The sequence below is a fragment of the Streptomyces sp. genome (assembly GCF_036566765.1).
Taxonomy (GTDB): domain Bacteria; phylum Actinomycetota; class Actinomycetes; order Streptomycetales; family Streptomycetaceae; genus Streptomyces.
The window spans coordinates 1-15,649 of the sequence record NZ_DATCVQ010000132.1; the positions used below are offsets into that span (position 1 = coordinate 1).

Genomic DNA, 15,649 nt, shown 5'->3' on the forward strand with positions numbered 1-15,649 from the left:
CGGTATCGCTTACTGAGACCCGCGGAAGTCCGCGCCCTCCACGATCAGGCCCGCGACCAGCGCCCCCGACATCCCCGCGTGGGCGAGCCCGCCGCCCGGGTGCGACCAGCCGCCCACGAAGTACAGGCCGGGCAGCGGGGAGAGGTTCGCCGCGGGCAGGAAGCGGCCGCCGGCCCCCGCGAGCGCCGGACCGGGCACCTCGGCGGCGCCCGTCTCCCGCAGGGTGTCCTCCGGCGTCCGGACCTCCTGCCAGAGCAGCCGCTCGCGAAGCCCCGGAACGGCCTTCTCCGCCTGGGCCGTCATCCGCCCGGCGATCTCCGCCCAGTCCGTCCCCGGCTGCAGATACTGCGTCGAGGCGAGCGTCACCGACTCGTGGTCGCCGTCCGGGCGCAACTGCGGGTCGTCGGGGCGCAGCACGGTCACCGTGGGGAAGTCGTCGACGCCGTGCACGACCGTGCGGTGCACCGCGTCCGCCTCCCGGGCCCCGCGCAGCGCCAGACAGACCGTCACCCGGCCCGGCTGCTTGGTCTGATGGCGCGGCCACTCGTCCTGGCGCTCCCAGGGCACGACATGCTCCCGGTACAGCGCGGGTACGGGCGCGCCGGCCACGACGTGGTCCGCCTCGACGGTCTCGCCGTCGGCCAGTTCGATCCCCGTCGCCCGGCCGCCCTCCGTCCGCACGCCGGTGACCTCGGCGCCGAACACGAACTCCACCCGGCGCTGCAGACAGCGCTCGTACACGGCGGTCGCCAGCGCCCGCAGCCCTCCGGCCACGTACCAGCTGCCGAAGGTCTGCTCCATGTACGGCAGCACCGCGGCCGAGGCGGGGGCGGTGGGCAGGTGGAAGCCGTAGGACCAGGCGTACGCGTCGAGCAGCGCCACGAGGCGGGGGTCGCGCAGCTCGCGCGCGGCGACCTGGGCCAGGGTGGTCGTTGGCCGCCGCAGGAACCCCGCCTTCAGGGCGGGGTACGGCTCCCGGGCGAGCGCCGAGACGTCCCCGGGCTGCGGCTCCTCCAGGAGCGGGCGGCGGGTCCGGTCCCAGGCCTCGCGGGCGCGCCCGAGGAAGTCGCCCCAGCGTTCGCCGGCGCCCTCGCCGAGCGCCGCGTCGAGGGCGGAGAGGGTGCCGGCGCGGGAGGCGTTCGGCAGGTCCACCGTGGTGCCGTCGGCGAAGACGTGCCGGCTCGCCGGGTCGACCTGGGTCAGCTCGACACAGCTCTCCAGGGGCTCCTTGCCGGTCTTCACGAACAGGTCGCGGTACACGGCGGGCAGGTGCAGCAGTCCGGGGCCGGTGTCGAAGGCGAAGCCGTCCCGCTCGAAGCGGCCGACCGCTCCGCCGTACGTCGCCGTGCGCTCGTACACCGTCACCTTGTGGCCGGCCACGGCCAGTCGGGCTGCCGCCGCCAGCGCGCCCAGCCCCGCCCCGATCACTGCGATTCGTGCCATGCGATCGACCCTATCCGCCGCCTCCGACACCGCTGCCGGTGAGCCTCGGTACGGAGGGCTGAGTATCCGTACCTAGGCACGCAGTTGAGTAGGCGCGCGGATGGGTCCCGACCTGCGCGGACGGGAGAGTGGAGCACACGGAAGGGGCGCGGGCCCGGACCGCCGACACGGGGCGGCGGAACGGAACCGCGCACCTGCCGGAACGGGGGTGCCACGGGGGCGCCGAAAAGCGCCGGTCCGGCGAGGCTCGGGGGGATCGAGCCTCGCCGGACCGGCGCGTTTTTCGTCACTGGGGTCAGGCGCGGTGTACGCCCCCGTCCGTTCGGTCAGGCGCGGCTTCCGCCGACCCGGCCGTGCAGCAGCAGGGACAGCGCGCTGTGCACGTCGTCCAGGGAGCGCTCGCGCTGGAAGGCCTGCCAGTCCAGGGCGGCCACCAGCACCATCCCGACCAGCGCCGCCGCGGTCAGCTTGACGTCGATCTCCTCGCTCAGCTCGCCCGCCTCGACGCCTTCGCGCAGTACGCCCTCCACCACCGCGACCGCCTGTTCGCGGACCACCAGGAGGGTGGAGTTCCAGGCCCGGTTGGTGCGCCAGAGTTCGGCGACGTACAGCTGCGTGAACGACGGGTACCGTTCGATGAAGACCAGGCCCGCCCGGATCATCGCGTCCAGCGCGTCGACCCGGGAGCCGCCGCGGGCGGCGGTCTCCTCGGCGGCCGTCCGCAGCGAGGCGGTCAGCAGTCCGACGCCGTGCCGCAGCAACTCCTCGAACAGCTCGTTCTTGCTCTTGAAGTTGTAGTAGACCGTGCCCTTGGCGACGCCCGCCCGCTCGGCGATCTCGTCCACCGTGGTGGCCGAGAAGCCCTGCTCCGCGATGAGAGTCACGGCCGCCTCGTACAGCTTGGCCCGCGTGGCCTGGCGTCTGGTGCTGCTGCTGTCCATGAGCCCGATTGTCACAGGTCCCCCCGGGTCACAGGCTCAGTTCGGGGTGCAGCCGGTCCAGCGTCCACACCTGCTTGCGGCGGGCGGAGACGGCCGTCAGCGCGAGAGCGCCCAGGGTGAACGCGGCGAGCACCGCGCAGCCCTGCCAGACCGGCCCGATCGCGCCGCCCGAGATGAGCCGGCGCAGCGCCTCGACCACGTAGGTCATCGGCAGGTACGGGTGGATCGCGTTGAAGAAGCCCGGGCTGGTCTGGACGGGATAGGTGCCGCCCGCCGAGGTCAGCTGGAGCATCAGGACCGCGAGGACCAGGATCCGGCCGGCCGCGCCGAAGCGGGCGTTGAGCCACTGGATGATCGCGGCGAAGCAGCAGGTGACGAGGGCGAGGAAGCCGACGGTCCCGGCGGCCCGGGCCATCTGCAGGCCGAGTCCCCAGTGCAGTACGGACATCAGCGCGGCGACCTGGAGCAGGCCGATCACGGCGACCGGGAACCAGCCCGCCAGCGCGATCCGCCAGGCCGAGGCCCCGGCGGCCAGGGCGCGCCGGTTCATCGGCTGGATGATCATGTACGCGACCATCGCGCCGACCCAGAGGGAGAGCGGGATGAAGTACGGCGCGAAGCCGGTGCCGTAGTTCGGGGCCTTGTGCAGTGACTCGGCGGCGAGCTTGACCGGGTCGGCCATCACCTCGGTGCGCTTGTCGCGCTCCGCCTTGTCGTAGTCCGGGATCTTCTCGACGCCGTTGTCCAGGCCGGTGGCGAGCTTGCCCGAGCCGTCGACCAGCTTGAACAGGCCGCCGTCGAGTGCGCCGGCGCCCTTCTTCAGCTTGCCGACGCCGGTGTCCAGATTGCCCGAACCGGTCTTGGCGCTGGTCAGGCCGGTGTGCAGGGTGTCCGCGCCGGTGGCGACCTTGTGGGCGCCGGTGTTCAGCTTGTTGATCTTCGAGACGGCCGCCTCGAGGTTCTTGTGCAGGCTCGGGGCCTGCTTGATCAGGCCGTCGGCCTGCTTCTCCAGTGTGACGAGCTGCCCGTTCAGCTTCTTCAGGTCGCCCTTGCTGTCCTTGGTCAGCTCGTACAGGTCGTCGGCGATGGTCGCGACGTCGTCGGCGGCGACCTTGGCCTCCTTGAGCGTCTTGCACGCCTTGGCGTCGGGGAGCGGGTTCAGCACGCACTCCTCGCGGTGCAGCTTCTCCAGCTTGTCGTCGGCCACGTGGGCGGCGCTGCGCGCCAGCGGGGCGTGCTCGACCAGGTCGTCCAGGTTGTGACGGACGGCCTTGGCGGAGTCCCGGACCAGCCGGGCGGTGTCGGCGATCGACTTGCCGTTGTTCTTCAGGAACGGACGGACCTTGTCCGCGGCCCCGTTGACCTTGTCGGCGAGCGCCTGGGTGCCGTCGGCCACCTGGCGCGAGCCGGTCTCCAGGTCGCCCGCGCCCTTGTCGAGCTTCTTCAGGCCGGAGGCCAGGTCGCCGCTGCCCTTCTTGGCGCTCTTCAGACCGTCGGCCAGGCTCTTGGAGCCCTGCTTGGCCTTCGCGGTGCCGTCCTTGAGCTGGTTGGCGCCCTTGGCGGCTTCGGCGGTCGCGTCGTGGAGGTCGGAGAAGGAGATGAAGATGCGGTCGAGGAAGGTGCGGGACGACTTCGTGGAGGCGGCCGTGCGGACCTCGGAGAACACCGTGCGGGAGATCTGCCCGACGATGTAGTTGTTGGCGTCGTTGGTCCGCACCCGCAGCGCGCCCGTCTCGGGGGCGTCGCCGGAGCTGGACGCGATCCGCTCGCTGAAGTCGCCGGGCATGGTCAGGGACAGGTAGTACGTGCCGTCCTCGACGCCCTCACGGGCCTCCTTGTCGGACACCTCGTGCCACTCGAAGACCTTGCTGTCGCGCAGGCCCGTGACGATGTCGTCGCCGGCGTGGATCTTCTTGCCGCCGGCGGTGGCGCCCTTGTCGTCGTTGACCAGCGCGACGGGTATCCGGTCGAGCCTGCTGTACGGGTCCCAGAAGGACCACAGGTACAGCGCGCCGTACAGCAGCGGCAGCAGCAGGACGGCGACGAGCGCGGCGCGCGGCAGCTTCCCCCTGCCGAACCGCTTCAGCTCAAGCGCGGCCAGTCTCGGCGAGCGCATCGGCTGCCCCCTCCTCGGTGGTGTCTTCTTCGGTTGCGTCTTCGGTTGTGTCTTCGCGTGTGTCTTCGCGTGTGTCTTCGGTGGTGCTTGTCGTGCTGGTGGAGCTGATGGTGGTGCTTGTCGTGCTCGTGGTGCTCGTGGTGCTTGTCGTGATGCGCAGGGCGTCGGCCGGGGCCTCGCTGCACACGGCGAGCACGGTCGTGCCGGCGTCGGCGACGCGCCGCAGCAGCGCCCACGCCTCCGCTCGGTCGGCGTCCGAGAGCTTCAGGTCGGTGTCGTCGACCGCGAGCAGCCGGGGCTCGCCGATCAGCGCCAGCGCGACCGACAGGCGCAGCGCCTCAAGGCGCTCCAGGTCCCGTACGGAGGTCCGCTCGGCCTTCGGCAGGGCGTCCAGGTCGAGGCCGGAGGCGGTCAGGGCGGCCTCGATGCGGTCGCGCGCGGCGGCGGTGCGCCGGGCCGGGGAGCGGAGCATGCCGCGGACGGACCCGTCGTACCGGCGCTGCAGCAGGGCCCGCTCGCGCAGGTGCTCCAGGACCGTGAAGGCGGGGTCGAGTTCGCTGACCCCCGGCACGTGGCCGAGGGCGCTGATCCGGCGCACGGCGGCCATCTTGCGCGGCAGCCGCAGGCCGCCCACCTCGGCGTGGCCCGCCGTCGGCTTCATCCGGCCGGTGAGCGCGAGCAGCAGGCAGGTGCGGCCGGAGCCGGACGGGCCCTCGATCGCCACCAGCGAGCCGGGCTCGGCCCGGAAGCCCACGTCACGGAAGGCCCACCCGCGCGGCCCCTTCACCCCGAAGCCCTCGGCCTCCACCACGGCGCCGTGCGGGCCCTCCGGGGCGGCGTCCTGGCTGTCCACGGTTCCTCCCCCTCATTTGAACTGACCGGTCAGTTCAAAAACTTACCGCCGATCCACCCCTGGAGGCAAAAGGCCCGGTGGAAAGTGGCTCGAAAAGCGCGAAACGGGGCCGCCGTCTGCTGAACGGCAGCCCCGTTTCGGGGGTTTGGTGCGGTGATGTCCGGTTACAAGCTCGGGTCGCAGTAGGTCGGGCGGCCGTCCAGGACCGTCAGGAGGACCGGGACGTCGGGGAGTTCGGCAGCCGCCGTGGTGAGCGGATCGGCGGCGAGGACCGTCAGGTCGGCGCGGTAGCCGACCGCGATCCGGCCCGCCTCGTGCTCCTCGCCGGCCGCGTACGCGGCGTCGACGGTCATGCCCCGGAGCGCCTCGAGTGCGGTGAGCGCCTGCTCCGGGCCGTGCGGGTCCTGGGTCAGGTCGCGGGTCGGGCGGCGGTGCCGGGCCCCCGCCATGACGCCGAGCGGCGGGTACGGGGCGATGGGCCAGTCCGAACCGAGGACCACCGTGGCGCCGGAGTCCAGCAGGTCGCGGCAGCGCCAGCCGCGCCCGGCCCGCTCCTCGCCGAGCCGGCGGGACCAGTTGTCGGTGTGGTCGGCGCGGGTGAAGTCGCAGCAGTGGGTGGGCTGCATGGACGCGATGACGCCGAGCTCGGCGAAGCGCCGCAGGGTGTCGTCGGGCACCGTCTCGATGTGCTCCACCCGGTGGCGTACCACGCGCCCGCCGTCGGCCTGCGCCTTCTCGACCGCGTCCAGGACGTGCCGTACGGCCGCGTCGCCGATCGCGTGGGTGGCGGTGGGCACGCCGGCCCGGTGCAGCTCGCCGATGATCCGGGTGTAGACCTCCGGGTCCGGCCAGAAGGCGTGGGTCGACTCGCCGTGGCCGTCCGGGCGTTCCAGCCAGGCCGTGCCGTTGTCGATGGTGCCGTCCATGAAGATCTTCACGCCGTCGGTGCGCCACAGCGCGCCGCCCGCGCCCTGCTGCTCGATCAGTGCGCGGACCCCGTTCTCGTCCGTGCCGGGCTGGCACCAGGGCGCGACCCGTAGCCGCAGCGGCAGCTCGCCGGCCGCGTCGAGCTCGGCGTAGAAGGCGAGGCTGTCGCCGTTGGCGTCCATCGCGTGACCGCCGGTCAGACCCGTGGCGGCCATCGCGCGCAGCGCGGCGGCGAGCCGGTCCCGGCGCTCCTCGCGGGTGGGCTGCGGGGCGACCCGCTCCACGAGCTCGCAGGCGGCGTCCTCCAGGAGCAGCCCGGTGGGCCGGCCGTCCGCGTCGCACACCACCTCGGCCGACGCCTGGTCGAAGTCTCGCGGGCCGTCGACGCCGGCCAGTTCCAGGGCGCGGCGGCTGGCCAGCATGGAGTGGGCGTCGAACAGCAGCAGGAGGGCGGGGATCCCGTCCAGTACGGCGTCGAACGGGGCGATCTCCACCGGCCGGTCGCCGAACACGTTCGGGTCCAGGCCCCAGCCGTGCAGCCACGCGCCGGGCGCGAGCTCGCGCACCCCTCGGGTCAGTGCCTCGCGCACCTGCGTCACATCGGTGCAGCCCGACAGGTCCAGGCCGTGGGTGAGCTCGGCGCCGGAGACCGGGTGCAGATGCCCGTCGACGAGGCCGGGCGTCACCACCGCGCCCTTGAGGTCGACCACGGTCGTCGAGGAGTCCGCGAGCGCGCGGACCGTCCGGTCGTCGCCCAGGGCGGAGATCCGTCCGCCGGACACGGCCAACGCGGTCTCGGGCAGGAAGAGGCCGCTGACCGGGTCGAGCAGACGGGCGGAGAGCAGGACGAGACGGTCGTTCACGAGGGGCTCCTGAGGAACGGGAGGCGGAGGGTCAGTGGGGCGCGGCGTCGGCACCGGCGTCGGGCGTGGCGCGGCCGGACGTGGCGCGGTCGGACGTGGCGTCGTCGTCCACCGGGACAGCGGTGGCGAGCGTGCCGGCCGGCAGGCCGAGTTCGCGCTCCGCCGTGGTGATCGCCATCCGGGTCACCGCCTCGGGGCGGTTGCTGGTGTCGGTGTTGGCGTGCGCCCCGAGGCCGTCCAGCACGACCAGGATTTGAATGGTCGTCACGTACGGGTCGGGGGTACGGAACTCGTCCCGCTCGACGCCCCGCGTGATGACACCCTCCAGGCGGCCGCGCCACGCGGCCTCCTGCTCGGCGACCCGGTCGCGCAGCACGTCCCGGTAGCGGCTGAGGTGCCGCGCGTTGATCCAGAGTCGGCTGATGGCGTCGTACGCGGATCCCGAGGTGTGCCCGAAGAAGTCCGCCAGCTGCCGGGTGGGCGTCGCTCCGGCCGGGTCGACGGGGACCAGCCGGTCGAGCTCGGCGCTAGCCGCGCTGCCGAACGCCTCGGCCACCAGATCCTCCACCGACGGGAAGTAGTGGCTGATCAGACCGGGCCGGACGTCGAGCTCGTCGGCGACCCGCCGCAGCGTGACGCACTCGAGCCCCTCGGTCAGGGCGACCCCCGTCGCGGCCTCGACGATCTCCGCCCGACGGGCGTCCGGGGATTTGCGAATTCGTTTGCGCTGGACGCTTGACGACATACCGAGGATGCTATTGAGTGTGCGACCAATAAGCAAGCAGGTGGTGAACAACCCCCAACCGGAGGGCCGCATGGCGTCCACGATCAACGAGCCACACCACGCCGCGGACGGCGAGCCGCGCCGGGACCGGCCCGAAGCGGAACGCGCCGGCAAGATCGAGGCGCACGGCATCGACCACATCCCCGACGCCGAGCGGCACGGCCGCCCGCGCGACCTGTTCTCCGTCTGGGCCGCGGCGAACGTGAACTACCTCAGCCTGGTCGTCGGCGGCGCGCTGGTGCTCATGGGCCTCGACCTGTGGCAGGCCATCGCGGTGATCGTCATCGGCAACCTCTTCTGGCTGCTCACCGGCTTCCTGGCCACCTCCGGCCCGGCCGCCGGCGCGCCCAGCGAGGTGGTCACCCGCGCGCTGTACGGCGTGATCGGCAACCGCGTGAACAACGCGATCGGCGGCTGGCTGGTCTCGGTCTGCTACTTCGCGCTCAACCTGGCCGCCGCCGCGACCGCCGCCTTCGCCCTCGTCGAGAAGGTCGGCATCACCGCGACCACCCCCGTCAAGATCGCCGTCATCGTGGTCATCGCCGCCCTCACGCTGGCCATCAGCGTCTACGGGCACGCGCTGATCATGAAGCTCTATCTGCCGATCACCCTGGTCCTGACCGCGGCCTTCGCCGTCGTCGCCTTCGCCGTCATCGGCCACGCCGACTTCGCGTACCAGCCCGCCGAGCCGCTCAGCGGCGTCGAACTGTGGGCCGTCCTGATCGCCGGCACCACCATGATCGCCTCGGGCCCGCTGTCCTACACGACCAGCGCCGACTTCTCCCGCTACCTGCCGAGCGACTCGTCCCGGAAGGCGATCGTCGGCTGGACCGCGTCCGGCGCCATCCTGCCCAGCGTCATCACCTGCTCGCTCGGCGCGCTCGCCGCGACCGCGGTCGACATGACCGACCCGCAGACCGCGCTCCAGGAGATCCTGCCCGGCTGGTTCACCCCGCTCTTCCTGATCGCCCTCGTGCTCGGCACCATCGCGATCAACGCCCTGACCGCCTACAGTGCCGGACTCGCTCTCCAGGCCGTCGGCCTGCGCATCCGCCGCACCGTCAGCGTGATCTTCGACGGGATCGTGGCCGTCGCGCTCACCCTGTACGGCCTGCTGGTCTCCAACTTCCTCGACACCGTCAGCAACGCGCTCCAGGTGATCGTCGTCCTGATCGGCCCGCTCATGGCCGTGTACGCCACCGACATCGCGCTGCGCCGCTGCCGCTACGACGGCATCGCGCTCGGGGACGAGACCCCCGGCAGCCCCTTCTGGTACACCGGCGGCGTCAACTGGGCCGGCGCACTCTCCCTGGGCGCGGGCGTGGCCGCGGCCGCCCTCTGCGTCAACACGCTCTACACCGGACCGATCGCCACCGCCCTCGGCGGCGTGGACCTCTCGCTGCCCGTCGGCATGGTCGTCTCCGCGGGCCTGTACGCGGCCCTCATGCGCCGCGAGCGCACCGTCCGAGCCGCCCGGCAGGCGGCCTGAGGGCGGGGAACCGAGTCCGGGGCGCGGCGGCCCAGGGGGCGAAAGCCCAGGTCGGAGTGATTGTCAGTGGCGGCCTGCACGATGGATTGCAGACGGCGACAGAACCGTCACACGACGACAGGAGGCTCGTCATGGCCAGCTCCTCCGCAGCAGCCGCGCCCCGGCGCCGCCCCGGAAGCCGCCCTGCCCCCTCGACCGCCGGCCCGGCAACCGACGTCCACCCGGTGCTGCGCCGCTCCACCGCGCCGCCCGCCGCCCTCGACCTGCTCGCCCAGGCCCGCGCCGGCCTGGACGAGGCGGCCACGCTCCCCGTGCCCAACGAGCGGTACGCCACCGCCCACCTCGCCGCCCTGCGCACCGCCGCCGCCGTGCTCGCCGCCCGCGGCCGGCCCGAGACCAACCCGCGCCGGCGCATGCGGATCCGCAGCGCGTGGGAGGTGCTCCCCGAGATAGCGCCCGAACTGACCGAGTGGAGCGCCCTGTTCGCCTCCGGGGCGGCCCGCCGGGCCCGCGCCGAGGCCGGCATCGCCGGCGCGGCCACGGGCCGGGACGCGGACGACCTGGTGCGCGACGCCATGATGTTCCTGCGCCTGGTCGAACGCCTGCTGGTGCTCCAGCCGGTGCTGCCGCGACAGCCCGCGAGGGGCGACGCCGTGGGATGACGGGGGAGCGCGGCCGAGGCCATAGGGTGGGAGGCGTTCGTACCCGTCGTCGAGGAGTCAACTGCCGTGTCGGACCCTTCCGCCGTCTTCGCTCGGGAGACCTCCACGCGCCCGTCGCGTGCCTCCCTGCGCACTGCCGTCGTCTGGGACGTCCTCAAGGACGCCCTCGACCGCCGGGCCGAGGCCTCCGGGAAAGACACCCTCGACGTCCTCGACACGGGCGGCGGCTCCGGCAAGTTCGCCGTCCCGGTCGCCCGGCTCGGCCACCGCGTGACGGTCGTCGACCCCAGCCCCAACGCGCTCTTCGCGCTGGAGCGGCGGGTCGCCGAGGCGGGCGTCGCCGACCTCGTCACCGGCGTGCAGGGCGACATCCGCGGCCTGTTCGACGTGGTCGAGCGCGAGGGCTTCGACGCGGTGCTGTGCCACGGCGTCCTGGAGTACGTCGACGACCCCGCCGAGGGCGTGCGCAACGCGGTGGCGGCGCTGCGGCCCTCGGGCGCGCTCAGCCTGCTGGCCGCCGGGCTCGGCGGGGCCGTCCTCGCCCGGGCCCTCGCCGGCCACTTCAGCGAGGCCCGGCACGCGCTCGGCGACCCGGACGGCCGCTGGGGCGACGCCGACCCGGTGCCGCGCCGCTTCACCGCCGACCAGCTCACCGAGCTCGCCGAGGCGGCGGGCCTGGAGGTCGGCGCGGTGCACGGCGTACGGGTCTTCGCCGACCTCGTCCCGGGCGTCCTCGTGGACACCGAGCCCGGCGCCCTGGAGGCCCTGCTGAAGCTGGAGGCGGCGGCCGCGGAGCTGCCGTCCTTCCACGCCGTCGCCACCCAGTTGCACGTGCTCGGCGAGAAGCGCGGCTGACTCCACCCGGCCGACCGGGCTGATCAGCGGCGCAACCGCAGATGGAGTACGCCACAGGACCTCCGATCGAGCGGTTCGCGCCGTATGATCGGTGGACACCATCCGGCATGACGGATCGGAGGTCGGGGAATCTACGCCTCAGCAGCCGAACCGCCGTGGCGGCCCGGAATGGCGAGTACGCGTAGAGGGCGGGTTTCACGGGGGCGATTCCCTGCCTATCCTGAAAGGGCCGCATACCGGTCGCCCCCGCGACCGACGACTAGGAGGACTCCGTGCCGCTCTCGGAGCACGAGCAGCGAATGCTCGAGCAGATGGAGCGAGCGCTGTACGCCGAAGATCCCAAGTTCGCGACAGCGCTCGAGGGAAGCGGACTGCGTACGTACACCCGGCGACGGGTCTACCAGGCAGTCGCGGGCTTCCTGGTGGGTATCGCGCTCCTCATGGCCGGAATGGTCGCTCAGCAGATCTGGATCAGCGTGGTGGGATTCCTCGTCATGCTGGGCTGCGCGGTTCTGGCCGTCACCGGATGGCGCAAGGCGCCCAAGCGCGGTGAGCAACCGGCCGCGGGCGGGCAGCAGCCGCGTCAGCGGCGCTCGATGATGAACCGCATCGAGGAGCGCTGGCAGCGCCGCCGCGACGAACAGCAGGGCGGCGGCCACTGACGCCCCGCGCCCGCTGCTCCACCTGACACTCCTCGCTGCCCCGACGCCTCAGCGCGCCGGGGCAGCGGCGTTTCCACGTGCGGCCCGCGCACACCCACCGCAACGCCCGAGGGGCCCCGCCGTCCTGGCGGGGCCCCTCGGTGCGATCGCGGGTCGGGCTGCTCAGCCGCGCTGGCGCAGGAGCTTGCGGCCCGTGGCCGACCAGCGGCTCATCAGCTCCTCGCGGCGGGCCGACACTCGGGCGGTCAAGGCCGCCCAGCGGGAGGCGGCCGCCCAGATCACCCGCACGGCCGAACGCGGCGCCAGCAGCGCGCGCAGCCGCCCCGACCGGGTCGCGAGCGCGTCCAGACCGGCCCGTACCCGCTCCACCTCGTCGGCCAGGGCCCCGGCCGGACGCGGATCAGGGGCGTACAGCACCTGCTCCACCGCCCTGGCCACCCGGTGCACCGCGTCCGCGGGATCGCCCTGCAGATGACCGAGGCGCACGATCCGCGCCGCCGCCCTGCGCAGCGTCAGCGACTCGTCCGGCGTGATCCCGAAGTCCCATGCCGTGTCCACGATCTCCTGCCAGGCCGCCAGCGTCCGGGCCGCCGCGTCCTCGGGCGTACGGCCGGTCGAGGCCAGCCGCCCGGCCCGTACCCGCGACCGCCACAGCAGCGGCAGGAACGGCAGCCCGAGCACCACCACGACCCCGAGCGCGATCAGCGAGATCTGCAGCGGCGGCATCCCGTCGTCCGACGACGCGACCGCCCCCGCCTCCTCCTCGGTGCCGCACTCGCCCTGCCGCCGCAGCTGCGGCGTGCAGCCGTCCGAGCTGCTCGGCGCGGCCGACGGCGCGGACGTCTCGCTCGCGTCCGGCTGAGACGGCCCGCTGGACTCGCCCGACGGGGTCTCCGGGCGGGTGTACGAGGGCGTCGTGCCCCGCGTCGGCGTCGGCTCGAACCGGGTCCAGCCCACGCCCTCGAAGTACAGCTCCGGCCACGCGTGCGCGTCCCGGATGCCGACCGTGACCCGCCCGTCCGGCTGCGGAGTGCCCGGCGTGAAGCCGACCGCGACCCGTGCCGGGATGCCCAGCGTCCGGGCCATCGCCGCCATCGAGAAGGAGAAGTGGACGCAGAAGCCCTCCTTCTGCTTCAGGAAGCGGGTGATGGCCTGCACGCCCGTCCCCGACGCGACGTCCGTGTCGTAGCGGAAGCCGCCGTCCCGGGCGAACCAGTCCTGCAGCGCGACCGCCTGCTCGTAGGCGTTGTCCGCCTTCTTGGTGACCTGCCGGGCCGTCGACGCCACCACTGGGGGCAGCCCCTCCGGCACCTTCGTGTACTCGCGCCGCAGCGCGCCGGGCGCCGGCGGCGCGTCCGCCAGCTGCTCGGCCGTCGGCCGCACCTTCAGGCTGGAGACGGTGTACTGGGCGCCCCGGGTGGTCTGCTTGTCGTCGCCGACCAGCATCCGCCCGGCCGGCTCGTACCGCCAGCGCCCGCCGATCTCGACCCGGGTCGCCGGGTACGGCATCGGCAGCCACTTCTGCTCGTACGACGAGGAGGCCACGAAGTTGCTGGTCACCTCGGTCCGGCCGACCGCGTCGCCGAGGCCCTGTGGGTTCGGCAGCCGCCCCGGCACGTCCTGGACCTTGCGGACCGAGGACTTCCACGACGTCCCGTCGAACTGGTCGAGCGACACCAGACGCAGGTACATGTCCGCGGTGTCGGTCGTGTTGGTTCGGTAGCTGAGCACCTCGCGGTCCTCGGGCTGGTTCAGGTTGTCCTGCAGGGACACCAGCGGGTTGACCGCCGAGATCGTCCCGCCGCGGCCGCCGCCCGATCCGTTCCCCTCGCCGGGCCCGCCGAGCACGCCGCCGCTGAGCGCGGGCAGCGCCGCCGGGACCGCGAGCGCGAGACCCATCGCGGCCACGCCGATGCGCCGCCCGGTGCGGGTCGGGGCCGTCGCCGTCCCGCCCGTCTCCAGGCCGGCCGGCCGGCCGCTGGGCCGCGGCACGCCGCCGAACACCCGGCCCCACTGGGAGAGCCGGTCGCGGCCCTCCGCGAGCAGGAGCAGCAGATAGCCGGTGGCGGCCAGCAGGAACCACGCCCAGGTCGCCCCGCCGTCGGACAGCCCGGCGGCGACCGAGTACAGCGCGAGCAGCGGCAGACCGGCCGGGGCGGCGAGCCTGAACGTCACGGCGAGCGTGTCCACCAGCAGGCCGATGACCAGGACCCCGCCGACCAGCATCAGCCGGATGCCGTCGGTGGCCGGCGCGGGGCTCGCGTACCGGCTCACGTCCGCCGCGCCCGCCTCGAACAGCGTGGCGAAGCCCAGGAAGGCCTGCGGGCCCGGCAGGAAGCCGAGCACCGCCTGCTCGCGGACGAAGACCGACGTGAGCGTCAGCAGGCCGACCAGGGCCTGTGCGGTGATCGTCAGCGGCCGGGCCAGCGGCACCCGCCGGGTCAGCACGCCGACGCCGCTCTGCACGGCCAGCAGGAACCCGGCCGTCAGGATCCACGACGAGGGGTGGACCAGCGGGATCAGCGCGCCGGCCGCCATCAGCGTGGCTGCGTACGCGCAGAGCGTCAGCCTGGCGCGGCCGCTCATGACCGTCCCCCCGGGTGGTTCGTCGTGCCGATGTGCGTGGTGCCGGCACCGGTCCCGCCGGGACCGGCCGTGTCGAAGTCGCCGAACTGCGTCGTGCCGAGGCCCGCGGCGCCGAAGGCGAACGAGCCCGCCGTCTCCGGCGCGCCCGCGCCCGCGCCGCCGGCCTGCTGCCACAGCGTGGCGAGCGACTCGCCGGGCCGGACCGGGATCGCCGTCCAGCCCGCCTCGCGCAGCGCGCGCAGCCGCGCGTCGATCGCGCCGGCCACCGCGCCGCCGGTCAGCCACTCGCCGCTGTCCAGGACGAACGCGACGGCCGCGCCGCTGCGCTGCCGCATTCGGCCGGTCAGCGTCGCCTGCTCCTGGTCCAGGTCGCCGAGGAAGGCGATCAGCAGCCCCTCGTCGCCGCCGCGCACCACGTCGTACGCGCGCGAGAGCCCCGCGCCGTCGGAGTGGTCCACGACCGCGAGGGTGTCCATCATCAGGCCCGCCGCCTCGGCGGAGTCCGCGGACGAGCCGGCGAAGCCGTCGCCCGCCTCGCTCGGCACGGCCGTTCCGTCGTCGGTGAGCAGCCGGACCGAGAAGCCCCGCTCCATCATGTGCACCAGCGCGGACGCCGCGCCGGAGACCGCCCACTCGAAGGCCGAGTCCGGACCGGCGCCCTGGAAGGCGACCCGGCGGGTGTCGAGCAGCACGGTGCAGCGGGCCCGCTGCGGCTGCTCCTCGCGGCGCACCATCAGCTCGCCGTAGCGTGCGGTGGAGCGCCAGTGGACGCGGCGCAGGTCGTCGCCGTGCCGGTAGGTGCGCGGGATGACGTCGTCGTCGCCGGCCAGCGCCACCGAGCGCTGCCGGCCGTCGCCGTACCCGGCGGCCTCGCCGCCGAGCCGCACCGGCGGCAGCGGCTCGGTGCGGGGGACGACGGTGAGCGTGTCGTACGCGCTGAACGAGCGGGTCAGCTCGCACATCCCGAACGGGTCGGTGAGCCGCAGCTGCAGCGGCCCCAGCGGAAAGCGCCCGCGCAGGTCCGAGCGGACCTTGTACGAGACCTCCCGCCGGCCGCCCGGCTCGACCCGGTCGAGCACGAAGCGGGGCCGGGGCCCGAGCATGTACGGCACGTGGTCCTGGAGCATGAGCAGCCCGGTGGGCAGCCGGGAGACGTTGTCCATCCGCAGATGCACCCGGGCCTCGGCGCCCGCGGGCACCCGCACCGGGGACAGCCGGCGGCTGCCCGCGACCCGGTAGCGGGTCCGGTGCAGCACGAGGACGCAGATCAGCGGCAGGACGGCGAGCAGCAGGCCGACGCGCAGCAGGTCGCCCTGGCCGAGCACATAGGCGCAGACGCCCGCGGCGACCCCAGCGGCGAGGAACGACCGGCCGCGCGTGGTCAGGCCGGCCAGGGCGGTCCGCAGCCCGCCTCGCTCGCCCCCGTTCCGCCCTGCGCCCGGCCGTCCGCCGTCCGGAGCGCCGTCCG

At 73.7% G+C, this 15,649-nt stretch carries 12 protein-coding genes; 4 read left to right on the plus strand and 8 right to left on the minus strand.

Annotated features, from left to right (window positions below; translation table 11 throughout):
• Positions 1-9: 9 nt before the first annotated feature.
• The 6 genes from VIU94_RS06785 to VIU94_RS06810 all read right to left on the minus strand — a co-directional run bounded on the left by VIU94_RS06785 (position 10) and on the right by VIU94_RS06810 (position 7,888).
• On the minus strand, positions 10-1,443 hold the full coding sequence (locus VIU94_RS06785; protein WP_331908609.1) for a phytoene desaturase family protein: 1,434 nt from the start codon (positions 1,441-1,443) through the stop codon (positions 10-12).
• Positions 1,444-1,769: 326 nt separating this feature from the next.
• A complete protein-coding gene (locus VIU94_RS06790; protein ID WP_331908611.1) occupies positions 1,770-2,384 on the minus strand; it encodes a TetR/AcrR family transcriptional regulator in 615 nt (204 codons plus the stop codon).
• Positions 2,385-2,412: 28 nt separating this feature from the next.
• On the minus strand, positions 2,413-4,500 hold the full coding sequence (locus tag VIU94_RS06795; protein ID WP_331908613.1) for a YhgE/Pip family protein: 2,088 nt from the start codon (positions 4,498-4,500) through the stop codon (positions 2,413-2,415).
• Positions 4,472-5,353 carry an ATP-binding cassette domain-containing protein gene (locus tag VIU94_RS06800; RefSeq protein ID WP_331908615.1) on the minus strand — a complete coding sequence of 294 codons (882 nt, stop codon included), beginning with the start codon at positions 5,351-5,353 and terminating at the stop codon, positions 4,472-4,474. Before VIU94_RS06800 ends, VIU94_RS06795 begins: the two co-directional genes overlap by 29 nt.
• Before the next feature lie 164 nt (positions 5,354-5,517).
• Positions 5,518-7,143, minus strand: coding sequence for an amidohydrolase (locus tag VIU94_RS06805; protein WP_331908617.1), 1,626 nt, complete (start codon positions 7,141-7,143; stop codon positions 5,518-5,520).
• A gap of 31 nt (positions 7,144-7,174) precedes the next feature.
• On the minus strand, positions 7,175-7,888 hold the full coding sequence (locus VIU94_RS06810) for a TetR/AcrR family transcriptional regulator (RefSeq protein ID WP_331908619.1): 714 nt from the start codon (positions 7,886-7,888) through the stop codon (positions 7,175-7,177).
• A gap of 70 nt (positions 7,889-7,958) precedes the next feature.
• Here VIU94_RS06810 and VIU94_RS06815 point away from each other — a divergent pair, with 70 nt between their 5' ends.
• The 4 genes from VIU94_RS06815 (at position 7,959) to VIU94_RS06830 (ending at position 11,595) form a co-directional block, all read left to right on the plus strand.
• On the plus strand, positions 7,959-9,416 hold the full coding sequence (locus tag VIU94_RS06815) for a purine-cytosine permease family protein (RefSeq protein ID WP_331908621.1): 1,458 nt from the start codon (positions 7,959-7,961) through the stop codon (positions 9,414-9,416).
• 131 nt (positions 9,417-9,547) lie between these two features.
• Positions 9,548-10,078: an SAV_6107 family HEPN domain-containing protein gene (locus VIU94_RS06820; RefSeq protein ID WP_331908623.1), complete on the plus strand. Its 531-nt coding sequence runs from the start codon at positions 9,548-9,550 to the stop codon at positions 10,076-10,078.
• Between the two features lie 66 nt (positions 10,079-10,144).
• Positions 10,145-10,933 (plus strand): class I SAM-dependent methyltransferase, encoded by a 789-nt coding sequence (locus VIU94_RS06825; RefSeq protein WP_331908625.1) that lies wholly within the window; start codon positions 10,145-10,147, stop codon positions 10,931-10,933.
• Between the two features lie 272 nt (positions 10,934-11,205).
• Complete coding sequence (locus tag VIU94_RS06830) at positions 11,206-11,595, plus strand: SCO2097 family morphological protein (protein ID WP_331908627.1); 390 nt, start codon at positions 11,206-11,208, stop codon at positions 11,593-11,595.
• A 162-nt stretch (positions 11,596-11,757) separates the two neighbouring features.
• Here the strand turns inward: VIU94_RS06830 and VIU94_RS06835 are convergent, their stop codons facing one another.
• Both VIU94_RS06835 and VIU94_RS06840 read right to left on the minus strand, forming a co-directional pair.
• Positions 11,758-14,181 carry a transglutaminase TgpA family protein gene (locus VIU94_RS06835; RefSeq protein ID WP_331908629.1) on the minus strand — a complete coding sequence of 808 codons (2,424 nt, stop codon included), beginning with the start codon at positions 14,179-14,181 and terminating at the stop codon, positions 11,758-11,760.
• On the minus strand, positions 14,178-15,649 hold a 1,472-nt coding region (locus VIU94_RS06840; protein ID WP_331908631.1), incomplete at its 5' end, for a DUF58 domain-containing protein. The genes VIU94_RS06835 and VIU94_RS06840, both read right to left, overlap by 4 nt.

What these genes read in the sequence shown, in the direction of transcription:
- VIU94_RS06785 (WP_331908609.1), bottom strand. Translation starts at nt 1,443, where the DNA reads ATGGCACGAATCGCAGTGATCGGGGCGGGGCTGGGCGCGCTGGCGGCG.
- VIU94_RS06790 (WP_331908611.1), bottom strand. Translation starts at nt 2,384, where the DNA reads ATGGACAGCAGCAGCACCAGACGCCAGGCCACGCGGGCCAAGCTGTAC.
- VIU94_RS06795 (WP_331908613.1), bottom strand. Translation starts at nt 4,500, where the DNA reads ATGCGCTCGCCGAGACTGGCCGCGCTTGAGCTGAAGCGGTTCGGCAGG.
- VIU94_RS06810 (WP_331908619.1), bottom strand. Translation starts at nt 7,888, where the DNA reads ATGTCGTCAAGCGTCCAGCGCAAACGAATTCGCAAATCCCCGGACGCC.
- VIU94_RS06815 (WP_331908621.1), top strand. Translation starts at nt 7,959, where the DNA reads ATGGCGTCCACGATCAACGAGCCACACCACGCCGCGGACGGCGAGCCG.
- VIU94_RS06820 (WP_331908623.1), top strand. Translation starts at nt 9,548, where the DNA reads ATGGCCAGCTCCTCCGCAGCAGCCGCGCCCCGGCGCCGCCCCGGAAGC.
- VIU94_RS06835 (WP_331908629.1), bottom strand. Translation starts at nt 14,181, where the DNA reads ATGAGCGGCCGCGCCAGGCTGACGCTCTGCGCGTACGCAGCCACGCTG.